Origin of the sequence: Limnohabitans sp. Jir61 (assembly GCF_003063545.1) — a bacterium.
Lineage (GTDB): Bacteria > Pseudomonadota > Gammaproteobacteria > Burkholderiales > Burkholderiaceae_C > Limnohabitans.
In genome coordinates this window covers 341,616-362,134 of the sequence record NZ_NESD01000002.1, presented here as the reverse complement: position 1 = coordinate 362,134, position 20,519 = coordinate 341,616, and the positions used below count along the sequence as shown (strand labels likewise).

General features: G+C 50.2%; 11 protein-coding genes. 9 read left to right on the top strand and 2 right to left on the bottom strand.

What is annotated here, in order from left to right; genetic code table 11:
• Nucleotides 1-23: 23 nt before the first annotated feature.
• Nucleotides 24-6,164: a hypothetical protein gene (locus tag B9Z35_RS08125; RefSeq protein WP_108283188.1), complete on the bottom strand. Its 6,141-nt coding sequence runs from the start codon at nucleotides 6,162-6,164 to the stop codon at nucleotides 24-26.
• A gap of 290 nt (nucleotides 6,165-6,454) precedes the next feature.
• Between B9Z35_RS08125 and B9Z35_RS13080 the strand changes: the two genes are divergently transcribed.
• The 9 genes from B9Z35_RS13080 to B9Z35_RS08075 all read left to right on the top strand — a co-directional run bounded on the left by B9Z35_RS13080 (nucleotide 6,455) and on the right by B9Z35_RS08075 (nucleotide 19,775).
• Entirely contained in the window at nucleotides 6,455-10,447 is a 3,993-nt protein-coding gene (locus B9Z35_RS13080; RefSeq protein WP_108283187.1) for a flagellin, read from the top strand.
• A gap of 410 nt (nucleotides 10,448-10,857) precedes the next feature.
• Nucleotides 10,858-12,336 carry a sigma-54-dependent Fis family transcriptional regulator gene (locus tag B9Z35_RS08110; RefSeq protein WP_108283185.1) on the top strand — a complete coding sequence of 493 codons (1,479 nt, stop codon included), beginning with the start codon at nucleotides 10,858-10,860 and terminating at the stop codon, nucleotides 12,334-12,336.
• The gene (gene fliE / locus B9Z35_RS08105) at nucleotides 12,333-12,674 is read left to right on the top strand and encodes a flagellar hook-basal body complex protein FliE (protein ID WP_108283184.1); all 342 of its coding nucleotides are present in this window, start codon (nucleotides 12,333-12,335) and stop codon (nucleotides 12,672-12,674) included. The genes B9Z35_RS08110 and fliE overlap by 4 nt, the downstream gene beginning before the upstream one ends.
• A gap of 20 nt (nucleotides 12,675-12,694) precedes the next feature.
• On the top strand, nucleotides 12,695-14,881 hold the full coding sequence (fliF, locus tag B9Z35_RS08100; RefSeq protein ID WP_108283183.1) for a flagellar basal-body MS-ring/collar protein FliF: 2,187 nt from the start codon (nucleotides 12,695-12,697) through the stop codon (nucleotides 14,879-14,881).
• Between the two features lie 21 nt (nucleotides 14,882-14,902).
• Nucleotides 14,903-15,937, top strand: coding sequence for a flagellar motor switch protein FliG (fliG, locus tag B9Z35_RS08095; RefSeq protein ID WP_199219793.1), 1,035 nt, complete (start codon nucleotides 14,903-14,905; stop codon nucleotides 15,935-15,937).
• A 382-nt stretch (nucleotides 15,938-16,319) separates the two neighbouring features.
• Nucleotides 16,320-17,348 (top strand): FliH/SctL family protein, encoded by a 1,029-nt coding sequence (locus B9Z35_RS08090; protein ID WP_146178972.1) that lies wholly within the window; start codon nucleotides 16,320-16,322, stop codon nucleotides 17,346-17,348.
• The gene (locus B9Z35_RS08085; RefSeq protein ID WP_146178971.1) at nucleotides 17,335-18,006 is read left to right on the top strand and encodes a hypothetical protein; all 672 of its coding nucleotides are present in this window, start codon (nucleotides 17,335-17,337) and stop codon (nucleotides 18,004-18,006) included. Before B9Z35_RS08090 ends, B9Z35_RS08085 begins: the two co-directional genes overlap by 14 nt.
• Before the next feature lie 12 nt (nucleotides 18,007-18,018).
• Nucleotides 18,019-19,338 (top strand): FliI/YscN family ATPase, encoded by a 1,320-nt coding sequence (locus B9Z35_RS08080; RefSeq protein ID WP_108283180.1) that lies wholly within the window; start codon nucleotides 18,019-18,021, stop codon nucleotides 19,336-19,338.
• A complete protein-coding gene (locus tag B9Z35_RS08075) occupies nucleotides 19,335-19,775 on the top strand; it encodes a flagellar export protein FliJ (RefSeq protein WP_108283179.1) in 441 nt (146 codons plus the stop codon). Before B9Z35_RS08080 ends, B9Z35_RS08075 begins: the two co-directional genes overlap by 4 nt.
• On the opposite strand, the gene B9Z35_RS08070 is transcribed toward B9Z35_RS08075, so the two are convergent.
• A complete protein-coding gene (locus B9Z35_RS08070) occupies nucleotides 19,776-20,516 on the bottom strand; it encodes a hypothetical protein (protein WP_108283178.1) in 741 nt (246 codons plus the stop codon).
• Nucleotides 20,517-20,519: the final 3 nt, after the last annotated feature.

Genomic DNA, 20,519 nt, shown 5'->3' with positions numbered 1-20,519 from the left:
GCTGCAAATGCAGCACTTTGAATTTATAAGCCTAATGCAGCACGTTGTTCATTCGTCATCGCAGCAAGCTGTGAAGAGCCAAACGCAGCAGCTTGTTGTGCATTGAAGGCAGACAATTGTGCTGTACTAAATGCAGAGACTTGTGATGTCAGCATATTTGACAGGTTTTCAACTGGAATGGCTGGAACTTGCCAGTTGGTGAATGCGGAAATTTGATCCGTTGTGAATGCCTGCATTTGACGCGTGCTGAAAGCCGCAATTTCTGTCGTTGTTAAATTAGAAATTTGATCAGAGTTGAAGGCGGGAATTTGCGTGTATTGGAATCCGCGAATTTGCCCCGTCGACAAAGCGGCGAAATGCTCGGTTGTCATGGCTTCAATTTGCGCAGAGGTCAGTGCTTTCATGGCACCAGTAGCAATTGATTGAGCTTGGGCGGCAGACATAACGCCAATTTGTTCAACAGTAAGTACGCCGATTTGATGGCTATTGAGAGCAGCAATATCGTTAGATTCCAATGCAACAAACTGATCTGCTGTCAAAGAAGCCAATTGGTCTGTTCGAAGCGCGCTCACTTGATCACTACTCAACGACACAATTTGGTCAGAAGTGAATGCGCGTAGGGCAGTTGTACTGATTGCAGGCATATCGCCAGAATCGATGGCACTGATCTGCGAGGTTGTAAATGATGGCAGTTGATCTGCCGTCAATGCACCAATTTGCAAGCTAGACATTGCCGCCATGTTGTCTGATGTCAAGGCTGACAACAATGAACCAGAGATACTGGATAGTTGTGATGTCGTGAATGCAGATATTTGCGTGCTATCGAAGTTGGCGTATTGCCCTGTGGTCATTGTGTTGAGCGTTGCATTGCTCAGTACAGAAATCGCGGAGGTGCGTATGGCTGGAATCAAAGCGTTTGGCAATGCGCTGAGTTGATCTGCGCTGAATGCGCCAATTTGTGTTGCATTGAGTCCTGCGATATCTGCGGATTCGAGTGCTTGAATCTGCTCGGAACCCATGGCAGCCAATTGGCTGGTAGACATACCAGCAATTTGCTGGCTGCTCATGGCAGAGATAGAAGCAGGTACCAAACTGGCAAGTTGCTGTGTAGAAAGCAAAGCAACTTGTGCCACAGAAAGTGCCTGTATCTGGGTGTTTCCCATGGTGGGCAATTGATCCGTCGTCAGCGCGCTCAGTTGTGTAGTTGTTAAGTTGCGTAGCTGTGAAGATGTCAGGGCATTCACTTGATCGCTTGTCAACGCAGTAATTTGTGCAGAAGTGATGCTTTGAATTTGCTCAATGCTCAACCCAGCAACTTGTGCCGTTGTGAGACTGCTAATTTTCGAATTTGGAAGCGATGCAAGCGCTGTAGTACTCAAGTTTTGTACTTGCGGAACAGTCAAAGCAACCAATTGATCGGCGTTGAATGCATTGGTTTGAGTGGTCGTCATAGCAGCCAGTTGAGCGTTGCTCAAAATCGATACTTGTGACGTGTTCATTGCTGCAACTTGAGAAGTTGCCAGTTGCGGCATTTGGTTAATGGTCAGTGAACCAATTTGTGATGTGCTCAAGAGCGCAACGTCTGAATCACTCAATGCCGATAAGTTGCTGCTGTTCAATGCACTGACTTGCGTTGTGGTCAATGCCTTGAGTTGATCATTCGTCAGTGCACTGAATTGTGCCGAACTCAAGACATTAATTTTTGCAGAATCCCAAGTTGCTACTTGCGCCGTCGTCAATGTCTGTAGTTGATCTGAAAGTAAGACTTGCACTTGAGTTGTGCTAATGCTATTGACCTGAGTAGAGCTGAGCGCGCTAATTTGGCTGTCATGCAAGAGCTGAACTTTGGCGGTTGAGAGGCTAGCCAATTGCGATGCACTTAAACCTACGACTTGGTCGCTAGGCCATGTTTGGAATTGAGACGTACTGAGCGCATCAATTTGCGCAGTGCGCAAAGCCGACACTTGTGTCGTGCTTAGGCTGGATAGCTGTTCTTCGCGCAGTGCCGGTATGTCTTGGGTATCAATCGCTGCAATCTGGCTTGTTGACAAGGCTTGAACCTGATCTGTGCTGAGTGCAGAAATTTGATCACTGAGCAGTGCAGAAACGTTTGCCGTGGTCACGACTTGAATTTGTGCCGTACTCAATGCGCCTAGTTGTTCGTTCGTAAGCGCTGCGGTCAAGCTAGTACTTAGTCCTTTGATGACGTCAGTGGTCAGTGTCGAAATTTGTTCTGACTTCAGAGTTACCAACTGGGTGCTACTTAGGGCGTTGAATTGTGTTGTAGTCAATGCATTGATCTGTTCGCTAGACAAAGCGCGCAGTTGTTGCGATGCAAAGGCACCTACTTGAGTCGCTGTAACAGCTTGCATTTGTGCTGTTGTGATTGACGGCAGCTGATCGCTCGTGAATGACTTGATTTGGTTGGTTGTGAGCGCTGCAAAGTCATTTGTTTCAATTGCAACGATTTGGTCAGGGCTAAATGCTGTAATTTGATCCGTGAACATTGCACTAATTTGGGCGTTCGTTAGATCTGCGATTTGATTGGTGAGCAAGGCAGAAATTTGTTCAGCACTCATGGCAACCAAGTCGCGAGTTTCAATCGCTTGGAGTTGTGCGCTAGTCATATTCTGAATTTGATCATTGGTCACAACAGCCATTTGTTGTGCTGTGAGTGCAACAATATCTCGTGTTTCCAAAGCTGCAAACTGCGTCGTGTCCAACCAAGTGACTTGATCATTGGTCAATGCTTGAATTTGAGTTTCAGATAAGGCGACCACTTGCTTGGTTGTGAGTGAGCCTATTTGATCTCCATTCATGGCTGCGAGAGTATCGGCACGAAGGGCTTGGACATAGCTGGTGCCCAGTGTTTTGATTTGATCTGGCGTCATTTGCTGCATTTGTGCTGAGGTCAAAGACCCAAATGCATTTGTTGTCAATGCTGCCAATTGGCTGGTAGATATGGTGCTGATGTTTTCTACACTGATGCTGGCTACTTGGGCGCCATTCAAGACGCCCAACTGTGAAGTGGTGAGGGCGCCCAACTGTTCGGCAGACAGAGCGCCGATTTGCCGGTTGACTAACCCTGTGATGTCTAGGGTTTCAATAGCAGCAATCTGATCGGTGCTTAGTGCATTGATTTGTGGATTGGTTAAGCTGGCTACTTGCGCACGTTTGAGGCTTACCACTTGTGATGTGGTTAATGCACCGATCTGATCAGGACTGAAAGCCGTGATTTGGTTGGCTGACATTGCACTCAAGTCATTGCTTTCAATGGCAATAATCTGTTCCGTGGAAAGCACAGAGATTTGTGAACCTGTGAGGCTTTGTATTTGTCGGCTGCTCACTGCTGCAATTTGTGCTGTGTTAAGTGCGCCAACTTGATCAAGTCCTAATGAGGCGATTTGATTATTTGTCAGTGCAGTGATTTGACCTGTACTCAAAGAGTTCACTTGGTCAGTGTTCAGAGCGTTGAGTTGTCCTGCTGACAGCAATGCCACGTCATTTTTTTCTATGGCAGGAATTTGATCTGTGGTGAGCGAGAGCATTTGACTCGTGCTCAGAACTTTGATTTGATTGCCCGTCAGTGCGACGACTTGTGAAGTTGTGAGTGAACTGACCTGATCAGTGGTTAACGCGGTTACCCCCGTTAATGTGATGGCCTGAACTTGCTTACTGGTCAGAGCCGACATTTGGTCGGTGGTCAGTTTGCTCAGTTGTTGATTTGTGAGAACACTGATGGCCTTGGGCGTCAGGGCTTGAATTTGATCAGTGCTGAGTGCAACCAACATGGCTGTCGTTAAGCGACTGACTTGATAGTTCGTCAGGGCAGGTAGCTGTGAAGTGGTCAGCGCTTGGACTTGTGTGTCATCCCAAGCAGCAATATCTTGCGTTTCAATCGATGCAATTTGTTTTGCTGTTAGTGCGGCAATTTGATCTGTTTCCATGGCCGCAAATTGCTGCGTTTGCATGGCAATGATCTGATTGCTTGTGAGTGATGCCAAATCTTCTGTTTCTAGGGCTTTGATTTGATCGTCGGTGAGGCTTGTAATTTGTCCAGCTGTGATGGCGCGGACTTGTTGGTTTGATAAGGCTGCAATATTGGTGGTCGATAGCGCTGATAAATCTTGTGCCTCAAGTGCAATGATTTGCTTTGCTGTCAATTGACTCGCTTGTTCACTCGTCAACGCGGCTACTTGTGATGTTGTTAGCGCAATAATTTGGTCTTTCGTTAAGCTCTGGATGTCTTGTGAATCAATCGCAGCTATTTGTGTCGTTGACAGAGATGCAATTTGACCAGCACTGAAACCGGTAAATTGGGCGCCTGTCAATGCGGACATTTGCGACTCATCTAAGCCAGAAAGTGCACTGGTGCTTAATGCGGAAAGCTGAATGGGTTTGAAACTTGCGACTTGTGAACCCAAGGCCTTGACTTGGTCGCTACCCAAAGAACCCATTTGGCTATTGCTCAAATACGGTACTTGCTGCGCCGAGATGGCTGCAACCTGTGTTGTGGTCAGTGCCGCAATGTTTTGAGTCGGGATGGCACTGACCTGTGAGGGCTTGAGTGCTGTCACTTGATCTGCTGTTAACCCTTGAATTTGGCTGGTACTAAACGCAGCTAATTGACGTGGATTCAGTGCAGTGACTTCATTCGAAGAAATGGCAGCAATTTGCTCATTGTTCAGTGCGCCAATTTGTGCGGATGTCATTTGCGCCAATTGGTTGCCAATCAATGTATTGACTTGCGCTGTACTTAAACCTGCAATCGTTGAAGTTTGAATAGCGCCAACTAAGCTTGCTTTAAGCGTGCCAAATGATGTTGAGTCAATGGCTGCAATTTGAGTACTACTTAACGTAGCGATTTGTGAAGAGCCGAATGCTTGTAATTGATCGCTGCTGATAACAGCGATCTGAGCAGTGCTCATACTTTGGAGAGCCGCTGTACTGAGTTTGGTAATTTGTGTTCTGGTCAGCGCGCTGATCTGTTGCGTTGACATGGCTTGCACTTGTGTGGGCGTGAACGATGCAAATTCAGTGTTACGAACCGTGGCTAAGTCTGTTGTTTGAACTGCATGAACCTGTGTCGTTGACAGTGCGGCTAATTGCCCACCAGAGAAACCGACGATTTGACTGCTGGTTAAGGCGGCTATTTGATCAGTACCTAGCCCAGACAGATCTCGCGTTTCAATGGCTGCTAATTGCTTGGCAGTTAATCCATTGATTAATTCAGTACCCAAGGCAGTTAGTTGTGAGCCACTCATGGCTTGAATTTGCGCAGGTTTCAGCGCAGAGACTTGGTTGGCTGACAGTGACTTGATTTGTGCAGCACTCATAGCCGCTATGCCATCTGTACTGATGGCGGCCAATTGATATGCGTGTAGATTACTCACTTGCGAAGTGCTCATACCGCCAATTTGGGCGGCACTAAATGCAGCAATTTGCTTGCTAGAGAGGGCAGCTAAGTCCGCAGTTTCGATGGCTGCAACTTGTGTGGTTGTGAGTGCATTGAGTTGACTATTCGAAAAGGCGGCTAACTGTGTGACGTTGAGAGCCACCATTTGTGCAGTGGTCAATCCAAGCAAATCACGCGTCTCTATCGCTTTAATTTGCGTGGCTTTCATGCCCGCAATTTGTGAAGTGCCTAAGGCAGCGAGTTGTGTGTCAATCAAGCCAATGATCTGGTTGGTCGTGAGGGCTTGAATTTGACTTGTTGTTAAGTTGCTTAGTACTCCAGTGCTAACCGATCCCATGCGTTGATTATTCAGAGCAGACACTTGTGACGCGCGCAGGCCTGACAGTTGAGACGCAGTCAGCGCGTTGACTTGAGTGGATGTCAAGGCACTGATTTGTGTGGGACGCAAGCTATTCAATTGGTCTGCACTAAAAGCAGCAATTTGTGAAGTTGTTAAAACAGCCAAGTTGCTGTTGTTCAAACCTTGAATTTGTTTGGCTGACAAGCCTGCCAGTGCTGCAGTTGTGATCGCTGTGGCTTGTGTGCCTGTTAGTCCGCTGATTTGGCTAACTGATAAAGCGCTGACTTGTGTTGAGCTAAAGCCGGAGATATCTGTGGTCGTTCCAAGTGTCGGCGCACTCATTTGTACGCTGGCATATGAATAGCTGCCTAGCGTATTGCCCAGAGGTGAATTGATACCGTTTGACATATAGAACGAACTTTTAAAAGTGTTGTGTTGAGTACTCGACACCACGCATGCAAAATTCGAGCCGGATTAATGACGGAACGGTAATTTTCACAAAAAACGGCATTTGTAGTTAAAAATCGGCAATATGTTGCCGTTTTGCCGCCATTTCTTTGCCGCTTTGCCGCTCCTTAGCCACCGATATAGGGTAAATATTTCTTTATGAGCCCCTCAAGTTGTCGGAAAACAAGTTGGCACGGTTACTGCTTGATAGCTTGGAAATTTGATTGACCCGTATCGGGCAGGAGAAAAAAATGGCAGTTATCAATACCAACGTCAAAGCATTGTTCTCTCAGGCAGCCTTGCGCTCTACTGAGAGAAGCCAGTCCGTGGCTATGCAGCAATTGTCGACAGGCAAACGCATTAACTCGGCTCGCGACGATGCTGCAGGTATGGCCATCGCCACACGCATGACGCATCAAATTCGCAGCTTGAACCAAGCAGTGCGAAATGCAGGCGACGCGATCACCCTTATTCAGACGGCTGAAGGCGCGACCAACGAAATCACGGACATGATGCAACGCATGCGTGAGTTGGCCGTTCAAGCAGTCAACGACACCAACGACAACGCACAACGTTCTTATTTAGATCTGGAATTCCAGCAACTCAAACAAGAAATCGTGCACATCTCCGAGACAACAGAGTGGAACGGGTTCCCTGTGCTGAACGGTACGGCCGGTGAACGTGTGGGTGAGATGCCTGTCTATAAAGCAACTGCCACCAGTGAGTTTTCGACAGCGTATGTCAACCCACAAACTGAGCGCAAGATCTCTGGGACTGGTGCTGGTGAAACGCAGCGCATTACTTTCTCGGGTGATGGCTCTGGATTAAGTGTGACTGGTTCAGACAAATCAATTTCTATTGATGGCGTGACTGTTCCTGTTACGAAAACAAACTTGTCTGATGCTCTCGTTGAAATTCGCGACGCATTGAAACAAAATGAACGTTTCTCTGGTACGTCGGGTCGCGAAGTGACGATTGATGCTGCAAACAATGCATTGGTCATCAAGTACGCAGGCTCAGACAAAGATGTATCTAAAGTGGATGTAACAATGTCAGCCGCTTTGGCCGCTACATTGACGGCAGAAGTCGCGCCGCAAACGGCACCTGATGTTGCTGTAGTCGCTGCCAGTGAATCGTTTTCAGATGGCCAAGGTGCTTTCCTGAAGAGTGGTGCCTTGACGATTGATTGGACGCCGAATTCACTCGATGCGACCCAAAATAAACTGACTGCATCGTTCTTGACGAGCGATGGCAAGACGATCCAAATGACGGGTGTGCTTGGTGATCCAGATGGATCCACCATTACTTTCCCTAAAGATCAGGGTTTGAATGGTCAAGTGATCTCCAATGACATGACCTATACCTTCCGCGATAGCCAAGGCAATGCCATGGATGTGACAGATCGTCCGGTCTCTATGGAAGTTAACGTTTCTGGCGGAATTCCTGCGCTCAAAGCGGGTGACTTGTTGATCAACGGCGTAGATGTAGGTCCTACATTTGCTGAAGACGACACGTTATCGCCTCCTAACAACGCGGCAGGTAGTGCAATTGCCAAGGCTGCTGCGATTAACCGTAAAGCTGTGAGCACCACACAATCTGTTGGTGAATCACAAACCTTGACTTTGATGGGGACGCCTAAGTCCGGCACTATCACCGTGGGTGGTGTTTCAGTTCAATTGAACGAAACTGTACACACCACGCCTGTTCAAGCTGCTGCAGCGATTGCAGCTGCATTGCGCGCTAGCCCACTTTACGATGCTGGCACAGGTCGAACAATTACTTACAACGCAGGCAGTAGCACCATTGGTGTCAATTACGGGGTAAATGAAGGCGATATGCCTGACATGCCTTTTGCATCGGGCACGACTGGTTTGGTTGGTACTGTTGATACAACAGTCCAACATCAAACAACGGTTCAAGGTACAGGTGTTTTTGCGAAAGTGAATGCAAACATCGTGACTGGCCGAGCTATGTCATCAACCAACGTGGTCAAAGGTGCTGTTTTCATTAACGGTTTTGCCAGTGCAGACATCACCACCGTGTTGAATAACCCACGCGAGACACGTGCGAATGTGGTTCGTGCGATCAACTTGATTACAGATAAAACTGGCGTCAAAGCGATTGACACCGGCTTTGATAACCAAGGTGTGACTTTGGTTGCCGCCGATGGCCGCAACATTGAAGTTAAATTTGAATCTGATTTCAATGCCAACTTGTTTGGTCAGAGCATTGGTATGCGTGAGGGTGTCCAAGCGGGTACTTTTGCTTTGGAATCAAAGATTGAAGCGCCTGTGATCCTGACCTCTTCTGCCATTGGTGACATTGGCCGCTCAGGCTTGACGGCTGGTAACTTCACAAAGAACCAATCGGTGTTCAACACCAGCGAGCGTGCGCCTGTGGTGGCGACGCAAGCACAAGTCGAGAGTGTCAAATTTTCTACAGGTAACGGCCCAGCGGTCGCTGATGAGTTGTTCACTCTCACCATCAATGGTGTCGAGTTCACGCATAAAGCGGTGGGTGGTGAAACTCCTGCTCAAATCCGTAACTCTTTGATTTCAAAGGTCAAAGATGTTGGCGTCACGGCGACAGCCGGTAATTCGACAGATGAGTTGTTGCTGACTGCTGATGTTCCAGGCATCGCCTATTCATTGAAAGTCTCGGATACAAGCGCCGCTGGTGCTGTGACGAATGACAACGTCTATGGTGTGACAAAAGCCAATGTCCCAGCTGATGTCAAATCGTTGGGTTTGAATGACTTGGTCATCAACGGTGTGAAGATTCGTGCGACAACTACTGCAGACGACAAGTTCTCCAGTACAGCTGCCACGAGCAGTGATAAAACAGCCAGTGCCATTGCTATTGCCACTGCTATCAATTCGCAATCTGCTGAGACCGGTGTACGCGCTATTCCCAACCCAGTGATCAGCCAAGGAGCTATCACAACCGTGTTGCCACAGCCTCTCAAAGGCCCGCAATCGTTGTTTGTCAACGGTACAGAAGTGACGGTCGAACTCGATCCGATGGACTCTCCATTGCAACGTCGTACCAAGGTTGTTGATGCGATCAATCAACGCGTGGGTCAGCATGGCGTGACAGCCAGCGATAACGGCTATGGCGTTAGCTTGGCCAGCGACGGTCGCAACCTGTCTGTGTGGTTTGACTCCAGCGTGGGAAGCTTAGATGCTGCCAGTTTTGGTTTAGATAAGGGCGGTTCTGTCGCTCAGGTCTCACAAATTGCATTGAGTGGCACAGATGTGGGCGCCCAGTTGAGCATCAAACTCAATGGCAAAACCATCACGACAGCAGGCAGTGCCACAAGTTTGGCAGATGTTGCTGCACAAATGAAAACGGCCATCGAGAATTCTGGTTTGAAGAACATCGGTGTGTCAGTGGTTGGCAATGCCTTGCAGTTGACCTCTCAAGTCCCTGGTACTGCTTTCAGTCTGACAGGGGCATCAGTGACGCCAGCCGACTCTAATTTGAGCATGAAGCTCGAAACCATTACGCCAAATGGCACTGGTAGCAATGATGTGACGGGCATTTTGCACGCCACAGAAAAATCAACAACAGCGACAACGCTTTATGGCACTGTTCGCATGATCTCTGATCCAGCCTTGTTGCCAAACTTGCCTGCGCCTGAAGGTGCACCACCCTCAGACAAGCTTGCATTACAAAAGGCATCTGGCAAACCATTCACCATTTCGGTTGGTGATGATGGCTTCGGAAAAAATAGCAACTTCGCAGCCATGGGCTTTGAAGTGGGCACATTCGGCGGTCAATCCAGCGCTGCTATGGATCCTCCACGTGTGGGCCGCTTGGCTTTCCAGGTGGGTGCCAGTGCCAACCAAATGATCACCATCGATTTGGCGGACTTTGGCAAGAATGGTTCGATCACTAGCCAAATTACCGGTGACGTCGATTTGAACGTCGAGCAGCGTACTGCACGCATCAACACCCGTGATGGTGCGACAGCTGTATTGACCATGTTGGATGATTCGATGGACAAGATCAACGCCACACGCGCCACCATGGGTGCGGTGATGAACCGCTTGGATCACGTGATCAATAACTTGACCAACGTGTCGATGAATTTGTCTGCATCACGCAGCCAGATTGAAGACGCGGACTACGCTCAGGCCTCGACCAACTTGGCCAAGACGCAGATCATGCAACAAGCCGCGACGGCAGTGCTGGCGCAAGCCAACACCAGCCAGCAATCGGTGATGAAGCTCTTGGGTGGTTAATATCCATCTTTGAGTTAACGCATGAAAGCTGAGAAGGGCACCGTGCCTTCACCTTCCAACCTTCCTAAAGGCCCCAATTGCTGGGAGTGTCGCTACATGGCGGTCACTTGGGATGTGCGCATGCCATACGGTTGCAAACTCATGGGATTTCGTTCGAAAGTAGTTCCCTCTTTAGAGGTGCTGCGCACGGACGGGCGGTTTTGTGGCGGTTTCTCGCCTAAACCAACCAAACAAGAATCAGCTACTAAGGCCCAAAAAGCGTCTAAAAAGCCTGTCGGCAACTCGTCGAAACGTCGAGAAAATGACCCTCGTAGGCCGATTTACCACATAAATTTAATTACATAGGTTTCAAAACAACCTGGCACGGCCTTTGCATAACAGTCTTACCTTTATTTCGGACTGTACTCAAAGTGAATGCTTCTTCTGTCAACGTAATTCATGCCGTGTGGCTGGACCCTTTTAGTCCAATCGACGCCGCAGAACGCGCCCAGCTGGATGCCGCAGGTATCAGTCTGGAAACTGTTTCAACCTTGGGCGACCTCACGCTGGCTCTGCGCCGCGCACATGTGCTGGTCATTCGCTTGGGCGATAGCGCCGAGCTGCTCCAAGAAGTTCAAACCCTCATTGCCCAACTCGGCCACACCGTGCCCGTGCTGTGCCGCGTAGACCGCCGCCGCATGGAAGTGGCTGTGGACGCGATGCGCTTGGGTGCTTTGCATGTGTTGTCGGCCGATGAGTGGTCAGCCGCAGCTTGGCAAGGCGCTGTGAAAGGCTTGAACGCTCCTGAACTCAAAACCAAGAGCTACGTGTTTGTGGACCCTATCAGCCAGCATTTGTTGGCCTTGGCCCAACGCGTGGCACAAACCGATGTGACGGCTTTGCTGGTTGGCCCCACAGGCGCTGGTAAAGAAGTGTTGGCCCGTGTGTTGCACGAGTCTTCACCTCGCGCTAAGGCCCCATTCGTGGCCCTCAATTGCGCGGCCATGCCAGAGCACTTGATCGAAGACATGTTGTTCGGTCACGAGAAGGGCGCTTTCACTGGCGCTTTGAAAGAGCACAAAGGTTTGTTTGAACAAGCCCACGGCGGCACCATCTTCTTGGACGAAATTGGCGAGATGCCCATGAACTTGCAAGCCAAGTTGCTGCGTGTCTTGCAAGAGAAAAAACTCAACCGCTTGGGCGGTGAAGGCACGATTGACCTCGACGTGCGCGTGATCGCCGCCACCAACAAAGATTTGAAGCTCGCCATCGAGCAACGCGAATTCCGCGAAGACTTGTATTTCCGTATCAGTACCTTCCGCTTGCGCATTCAGCCATTGAAAGACCGTCCAGGTGACATCGTGCCTTTGGTGGCGCAGTCTTTGGCCCGTCATGTCAAAGGTGGTTTGCCTTTCACGGTGACGGCTGAAGCTCAAGTGTTGTTGCAAAGCTACCCATGGCCTGGCAACGTGCGCGAACTCGAAAACGTGGTGCAACGCGCCGTGGTGTTGAGCGGTGGCCGCACCATCAGCCCAGCGCATTTGATGTTCGATGATGCACAAATGGACGAGCAAGCTATGCCTGTGATGTCCAGCATCCAAGCCGCCTTGCCTCAAGCTTTGGCTGAAGCGCCTGTAGCTGCTTCGCCTGTAGCACCCGTAATGCCGACTGCAAGCGCACCGACTTATTACTCCCCCATGGCTCCGATCGAAACACGTGAAGAGCCGACCGCCCCTGTGAACTTAGACAGCGCTGTGAAAGCCAGCGAATTGCAAGTGATCATGGCCGCCATTGAAAGCACCGACAGCCGCATGGAAGCGGCTGCCAAGTTGGGCATCAGCCCACGCACATTGCGCTACAAGCTGGCACAAATGCGTACCCGTGGCATGAATGAAGGAGCCTCAGCATGATTGATCGCATCTCACAAGCCAACGTTCAATCGATGATTGAAACGCTGCGTTCTTACCAAACGCAGTCCACTGGCACTACCTCAAACGTCAACGAGCCATCGACCACCAAGGTCGGTCAGCCGACGTTCTTTGACTCGGTTAAGAACGCGCTGGACAAAGTCAACGAAGCCGATGTCAAAGCTGACGCGATGACGGAAGCCTATGACCGTGGCGAAGAAGTGCCTTTGACCGAAGTGGTCTTGAGCATGCAGAAATCGTCACTGGCTTTTGAAGCCACCTTGCAAGTACGCAACAAAGTGATGAAAGCGTACGAAGAAATCATGAACATGCCTGTTTGATACAGGATTGAGAGACTGATATGGCAACCGATACTTTAAATATGAACGCTGTGGGCATGCCCGTAGCCAACGGCATAGAGACCACCGGCGCAAACAATGCGAATGGTTCTACTGGCAGCGATGCCAGCCGTGTGCCAGCGTGGATTAACGCCAAAGAAGGCCCGGGCGCTGTGGTGATGGATGTGCTGCGTCAACCCAGCGTACGCAAGGCGTTGCCCTTCATCGTGATCTTCATGTTGTTGATGTCGGTGGCTGTGTTCTTCACCTCCATGAAGCCCACACCGTACCGTCCTTTGGTGTTAATGCTCAGTGATGCCGACAAGCAGTTGGCCATTGAAGCCTTGAAGGCGGGTGAGTACAAGCCAGAGGTCGATGCCAACACCGGTCAAATCTCTGTGCCAACCGCACGCTTCCAAGAAGCTCGCATGTTATTGGCTTCTAAAGGTTTACCACGCACAGAAGCTTCTGGCATGGACAACCTCAAAGACATGCCCGCCATGACCACCAGCCAGTTCATGGAGCAGGTGCGTTACAACAACGCGATGGAGCAAGAGCTTTCGCGCAGCATTGTGCAAATCGGCGGTATCAAATCGGCTCGCGTCCATTTGGCTGCGCCCAAGCAAAGCGTGTTTGTGCGTGACCGTGCACCTACCAAGGCATCTGTGATCATCACGCGTTTGCCAGGCCGCACCATTTCATCCGCCAACGTGCAAGCCATCATCCAATTGGTGGCCTCGAGCGTTCCATACTTGGCACCAGAGAACGTGTCAGTGGTAGACAACTTTGGTAGCTTGATGAACGACATGTTGACGGAGCAGCCTTTGGGTCTGACCGCACAACAGTTGACGCAAAAGCAGCAGATGGAAGACCTCTATCGCACCCGCTTGATTCAGTTGCTCGCACCCATCGTGGGCGAGTCCAACGTGACGGCACAGGTGAGCATGAGCTTGGACTTCACGCAAACCGAAGTGACCAACGAAGAATTTGACGCACAAGACAAAGGTCCGAAGACACGTTCTGAATTGTTTGTGGAAGACCGCAACACATTCCGTGACGCGATTGGTATTCCTGGCGCGTTGTCCAACACGCCACCAGCACCGACCAACCCACAAGCTACGACGCAAACCAACGCTGACCCTTTGAAGGGCGTGAGCGAAAAAGGCGTGCAAGTGACGGCTCGTAGCACCAAAAACTACGAACTCGACCGCGCTGTGCGCCACACCAAAGCAGCGATGGGCACCATCAGCAAAATCGGTGTGGGTGTGTTGATCAACGAACGTCCCATTCCCCCAGGTGCCAAAGTCGAAAAGAACGCCGATGGTTCAACCCCAACGTCTATTCCTTACACGCCTGAAGAAATCGAACGCTTAAATCAATTGGTCAAAGGTGCTGTGGGCTTCAACGAAACCCGTGGTGACGCTGTGACTGTGGTGGGCACCAAGTTTGAACCTCAATACGACCCAACCGTGATCCCATGGTGGCGCGACGAAAACTACCAAGTGATGGTGAACGCCGGTGTGGTGGGTGGCATCTTCTTGCTCATCCTCTTGACTGTGGTTCGTCCGATGGTCCGCCGCTTGTTGGCCCCCGAGATCGATCCCAAAGCCTTGGCAGCCGCTGCTGCAGATGCAGCGACCAACCAAGCCCAGATGGCGATTGATGTGGCCACGGCAGAGAATGCGGCAGCGCAAACTGCAGCCGCTCAGTCCAAGAAAGTCCACGAAGACGAAATGCTGCGTATCTCTGATGAGGCCATGCGTGCTGCTGAAGAGTCGGTCCGCTTGTCTCAAGAAGCCACTTACGCTGCTGAGCAAGCGCGTTTGGCAGCAGAGGCCAAAGCAGCAGCCGAAGCCTTGGCATTGGAAGAAGAACGTCAACTTCAAGCCGCTTTGCTTGCGCAAGAACAAGCCAACGCCGCAGCATTGGCTGCGCAATTGGCAGAGCGCGAAGCCGCCGCTAAGTTGGCCGCAGAGCAAGAAGCAGCTCAGGCTGGCGTTGACATGGCAGACATCGAAATTGAAGAGGGTGAGTCTTTGGAAGAAGTCAAAGCCCGTATGGCGACCATGAAGCCTAAGAAACAATCGATTTCTGCAGATTTGCTCAACACAGCAAATTCGTATGACGATAAAGTGGCATTGATTCGCATGATCATGTCTGAGGACTCCACCCGAGTGGCTGGCGTTCTGAAGAGTTTGATCGAGAAGTAATAAATAGTGAGGATTTGAATCATGGCTGAAGACACCATTGTGATGACCGACAAGCTGCGTGCTGAGCTTGCAAACATTACCAGCACACAGCGCGCCGCAGTTTTGATGTTGCTGCTGGGCGAAGAGCAAGCCGCAGAGATCATCAAGTACTTGAACCCTAAAGAAGTTCAAGCCCTTGGTGCCGCTATGGTGCAGGTAGCTAACTTCTCGCAAGAGGCGGTGAACTTTGTGCTCGATGAATTTGTGGAGCACTTAAAGAAGCAAAACAACGTCAGTATTGGCGGTGCTGACTATGTTGAAAAAGTCATGCGCTTGGCCTTGGGTGACGACAAAGCAGCCTCAGTGTTGGGTCGAATCATGCCAGGCCAAGGGACCAAAGGTCTGGATATCTTGTCTTGGATGGATGCGCGTGGCATTGCAGACATGATTCGTGGTGAGCATCCACAAGTCGTTGCCATCATTTTGTCTTTGCTCGAGAGCGAAGTGGCGGCTGACGTACTGACGTATTTGCCCCCTGATGTGAGACCTGAGGTGATTCAGCGCGTAGCCAGCTTAGACACGGTTCAGCCTTCTGCCATGGCTGAGCTTGAAGCCATCATGAAACAGCAGTTCTCAAAGAACGCATCAGCCCAATCCTCTAGTTTTGGAGGAATTAAAGCTGCAGCGAAGATCATGAACTTGACCAAAACAGCCTTGGAAGCCAGCATCATGAATGGTTTGAATGACATCGACCCAGACTTGATGTTGAAGATTCAAGACAACATGTTCACCTTCGAAAATTTGGTCAGCGTGGACAACAAAGGTATTCAGGTGCTCATGCGTGCGGTGGAGCCAGACATGTTGATGATGGCTTTGAAGAGCTGCAGCGAAGAAACAGCCAATCGATTCTTCGACAACATGTCCGAGCGCGCTCGCGGTATGTTCAAAGACGACATGGAAGCCAAAGGCCCACAACGCATGGCAGATGTGGAAGATGCACAAAAGCAAATCATGCGTAAGGCACGTAAGTTGTCGGATTCAGGTGAATTGATCTTGGGCGGTGCAGACTTTGTTTAATCAACCTCAACCTGCTCGGTCTGCCGTATCTTGGCAGCCCAATGCGGGCATTGCTAAAAAGCTGAGTGAACGTGGCTATGACACGACCAGCTGGACCAGTGATGATCCGTCAGCGTATGCTGATCTTGGCTATCCTGCCAAGGCCAGTGGCTTTTCTGCGGCTCATTACCAGTCTAAGACGCAGGTTTTGAGTGAGCAAGCAAAAGCATCTCTGGCGCTGTTAGATGGTGCATATCGCAACGATCAACTTGGCCAAGAACCGGCTGCACCAGTTCAAGGTGAAGTGCTCAACGAGCATTTGCCTTTTGTGACGGATTTGTTTGCTGCCACACGTAAGTCAAAGTTGCGTGTGAACGTGGATTCTGCAGTTCTGAAACGCGCCATGGCGCATGCTGAGTTGTCGGAAACCTTGGTGTTGAGTCCTATTACGACAGATGAGACGACGGCAGAGCTGATCGTGATTCACCCTGATGTTTTTGATGTTGAAGATGCATCCCAAGATGTATTGATATCGGCAAATTCATCGATTGAAGGCGAGGTATCCGAACCTGTTGAAGCTGCGAATCCAGAAGTTGAAGAAACGATAGAAGTTGTTGAAAATCTCGTGCCTGCAATTGTGGGTGGTATAGCGCCAGAAGAGGTAGAGCAACGCGAGATTGAGCAATTTACAAAGGGCTTGGCTCAGGGCAAAGAAGAAGCATCGGTCGAACTTGCTGTTGCCATTGAAAAAGCCATGGCCGAAGGGCTAGAAAAAGGCATTCAGCAAGGCTTAGAGCAAGGTCGTGCTGAAGGCAAAGAACAGGGAATGAGTGAAGGTTTAGAACTCGGTTTGGCACAAGGTGTTGAACAGGGAAAAGCTCAAGGCATCGAAGAGGGTAGGGCACAGGGCGACATCGAAGCGCGGGATGCATTGACTCAAGAGATGAGCGACCAACGCGAAGTTTTTGAAAATGCATCCAAGGAGTTGTTAGCGCTCATTGACGATCCGAAAAAGTTTTTTGAGCCATTGAAGCGACTTGCACTGCACATTGCAGAGCAGGTGGTGATAGGTGAGCTGAAAACTTCATCGAAAGCTGTTGAACGGCTGGTTCAGCGTTGTTTGGATGAGTTGGATCATCCTGTGCACGGCGCAGTTGTCTTAGAGCTCAATGCGGATGACAAAGCACGCTTACAAGAGCATGCAGGTGACTTCATCAAAGGCATGCGTTTGGAAGCTGTTCCAGAGATGCAGCCAGGCAGTGTCCGTGTTTTTGCGAATGACACAGTTGTTGAAGATTTGGTTGAGCATCGATTGGACGGCTTAGCACGTGCTTTGTTAGTCGATGTAGAGGCGTGGCGTGAAAAGTCACCATTGGCTAAGCGGATCTTAAAAATTGAAGAAGAAGAGGAGGATGGCGATGTTCATTCCTGACGTCATCAATACATTGTTGATGGGTTTGATATTTATGGTGGTCATTGTGACTATCGTGCGCCCCTTCGTGCTCAATATGGTGGGGCAAGCAGCATCTAACGGTGATATGCAAAAAGCGGCCATTGAAGCTGTTGAACGTGAAATGATCCGTAAAGCGGAGTTGTTTGAAGCACAACGGGCTGAAAAAATCAGATTTCAAATGATGCTTCTGGAAAAGCCAGAAAAACCAAAACCAAAACCCGTGGTTGAGCCAGAGCCAGAAGTTGTTCCAGAGCCAGTAGCCGAGGTTGTTCCAGATCCAGTGGTCGAAGAACCCGAGCAAGAAGAGGTGGCTGTGATGGAAGTGCCTGAAGAGGCATCTGCGGATGAAGTAGTCTCCACTGAGGAGATGGCTGCTGAGGAAGCTCCCGTTGAAGTTGCTGCTGAGGATGAGCCAATGGCTGAGGGTGAAATTGAAATTCGCGAAGGCGAGACCTTGGCTGAAGTCAAAGAACGCATTCGTAAAGAACAGCAAAAAGCTAAAAAGCCTGCTATTCCACCTGAATTGCTTAATTCGGCCAACAGCTATGAAGACAAAGTGGGCGTGGTGCGGATGGTGGTTCAAGCCGATCAAAGTCGCGTGGCCTCTGTGATCCGTGGCATGATCCAAGTTAAATAAACAAGACACATCATGATCGACTTTGCCGAAGAAGTGCAAGGCAGCTTACCCAAGCTGCGCACGCCAGATCCACAACGTAGCGGGACCTTAGTGCGCTTGGTGGGTTTGACGTTGGAAACGCGCGGGATCATGGCGCCATTAGGTGCCTGCTGTGAAGTGATTGGCCAAGGTGGACATCGCGTCGAAGCAGAAGTGGTTGGGTTCAATGACAAGACTTTGTACTTGATGCCATTCACCGACCCTGTTGGTGTAGGTCCGGGCGATACCGTGCGCATCATGTCCAACTCAGGTCAAGTACGATTAGGCAACGAGCTTTTAGGTCGCGTGATTGATGGCCGTGGTGTTCCAATTGATGGCAAGCCCATGCCACATTTGCCTGATCAACTGAGTTTGTTGGGATGCCCGCTTAACCCTATGGAGCGTGGCCCAATTACAGAAGTTTTGGATGTCGGTGTCAAAGCGATCAATGGGGCATTGACGATAGGTCGCGGCCAACGCATCGGCTTGGTGGCAGGTTCTGGTGTGGGTAAGAGCGTGCTTTTGGGCATGTTGACTCGCTTCACGAAGGCTGACATCGTGGTGATCGGTTTGATTGGTGAGCGTGGTCGTGAAGTGCAGGCCTTCATTCATGAGTCATTGGGCGAAGAAGGTTTGGCTAAATCGGTCGTGATTGCGGCACCTGCCAACGTGTCACCCGTGTTGCGCCTCAAAGCCACGCACATGACACACGTCATCGCAGAATACTTCCGTGATCAAGGCAAGAACGTGTTGATGCTGTGCGACAGCTTGACGCGAGTTGCCCACGCACAGCGAGAAATTGGTTTGGCCATTGGCGAGCCACCCACTGCCAAAGGTTATCCACCTTCGGTGTTCGCTTTGTTACCAAATTTGATTGAACGTGGTGGTGTGGGCCGTCATGGTCATGGCTCCATCACATCGATTTACACAGTACTTGCTGAAGGTGATGACGGCAATGATCCAATTGTGGACATTGCGCGTGCTTCGCTCGATGGGCAAGTGATGTTGTCACGTCGCTTGGCTGATCAGGCGCACTATCCAGCGATTGATTTGAATGGCTCGATCTCACGTGTCATGCAAGCTTTGGTCAGTCCGGAAGAGCTGAAGCAGTCGAACAAACTGCGCCGTTTGTGGTCGGTCTATCAACAAAACGCTGACTTGGTGCAAGTGGGTGCATATGAAGCTGGCTCTAATCCCGAGTTGGATGATGCCATTCGTTTACGCGATCAAATCGTTGATTTCTTGCGCCAAGATATGGATAAGGGTGAAGACTACGCCATGACGCGTAATCAGCTTCACCATATGCTGTCATGAAGCCGCGCGCTGCATGGCCTGTCTTGGCGAAGAAAGCCAAAGAGAAATGTGACGATGCACTGGCTGAGCTCAAGAAATCACGTGATCGTGTCGCGCATTTGATCCAAAGTCGTGAGCGTATGGAGCTGCTCTATGCGGACTATGTTGCTCGGAGCAAGGAAGCCGAAAAACGTCCGCACAGCATGTCAGAAACATTGAACTTTCGTGGATTCATGCAGCAGTTGCAAGCGTTGATTGCTCGGGTGGACATCGATTTGAATGAAGCTCAGCATGCGACAGAGGTTGCGCGTTTGGCACTCAAAGCGGCAGAACAAAAACGCATTCAGATGGAAACTTTGGTCGAACAGGATATGAAAGCCGTTCGCGATTTCCATCGTAAGCGTGAGCAAAAAGAGATGGATGCTGCAGGCATCACCCTTTTTAACCTCAAGCACTGATCAGGCGCACTGCCAGCCTGCCTGTAGCCAGTGCCAGTAGTTGGCCTTAAACGACCAAGGAAGCCAAGTCGTAGGGGTGTGCGGCGCAAATACCTTCAAAGTGAGGTGGTCTTGCCACACATCTTTTGCCCCAACGCTCGCGAGTAATCGCTGTGCAAATGCAGCATCTGTGCTTTCTTTTGCCGTGACATGGTGCGTCCAAACGTTTAAGCCAGCTGGCAATAAACGCCCATCAGTTGGGCCTGACAGCACATCATGCAAGCTTCCCCAGCTGCGGCCTCTCAGTGTGGTTTTCAATTCGTTCAATTCACGTTCGACGCGTGCTTCATCGCGGATGCGATAGCGGTGTTGGCCTAACACGTTGTCAAACCAGAGGCATGCATGTGGGTGTGCTTGTAGTATTTCAGGCAGACGGCTCAGGGCATCTTCGCGATGGTGAACGACAGTAACGCCTGTGGATGTCAGGTACTTGCCGTGACGCAAGTTAAACAGCCAAGCAGCCAAAGGGTCAATGTCATACGCATCGATGCGTTTGAAGCGGGCTAGCCAGCTAAACGGCATCATCCATCCTGCACTACCACCCATCAATAGCAAATGGTCCGATTGGGGTTCTACTTGGGCTAAGAATTGCTCAATCAGTTGAACTGTTGGCTGCCATCGCTTGCGCGAGTAGTGCGCGTGCACATGCCAGTTAAGGCCACCGGTGCCCCCTGCATGGATCAGATCTCGCAACAAACTCATGTT

What these genes read in the sequence shown, in the direction of transcription:
- B9Z35_RS08125 (WP_108283188.1), bottom strand. Translation starts at nt 6,164, where the DNA reads ATGTCAAACGGTATCAATTCACCTCTGGGCAATACGCTAGGCAGCTAT.
- B9Z35_RS13080 (WP_108283187.1), top strand. Translation starts at nt 6,455, where the DNA reads ATGGCAGTTATCAATACCAACGTCAAAGCATTGTTCTCTCAGGCAGCC.
- fliE (WP_108283184.1), top strand. Translation starts at nt 12,333, where the DNA reads ATGATTGATCGCATCTCACAAGCCAACGTTCAATCGATGATTGAAACG.
- fliF (WP_108283183.1), top strand. Translation starts at nt 12,695, where the DNA reads ATGGCAACCGATACTTTAAATATGAACGCTGTGGGCATGCCCGTAGCC.
- fliG (WP_199219793.1), top strand. Translation starts at nt 14,903, where the DNA reads ATGGCTGAAGACACCATTGTGATGACCGACAAGCTGCGTGCTGAGCTT.
- B9Z35_RS08090 (WP_146178972.1), top strand. Translation starts at nt 16,320, where the DNA reads ATGGCGCATGCTGAGTTGTCGGAAACCTTGGTGTTGAGTCCTATTACG.
- B9Z35_RS08085 (WP_146178971.1), top strand. Translation starts at nt 17,335, where the DNA reads ATGTTCATTCCTGACGTCATCAATACATTGTTGATGGGTTTGATATTT.
- B9Z35_RS08080 (WP_108283180.1), top strand. Translation starts at nt 18,019, where the DNA reads ATGATCGACTTTGCCGAAGAAGTGCAAGGCAGCTTACCCAAGCTGCGC.
- B9Z35_RS08075 (WP_108283179.1), top strand. Translation starts at nt 19,335, where the DNA reads ATGAAGCCGCGCGCTGCATGGCCTGTCTTGGCGAAGAAAGCCAAAGAG.
- B9Z35_RS08070 (WP_108283178.1), bottom strand. Translation starts at nt 20,516, where the DNA reads ATGAGTTTGTTGCGAGATCTGATCCATGCAGGGGGCACCGGTGGCCTT.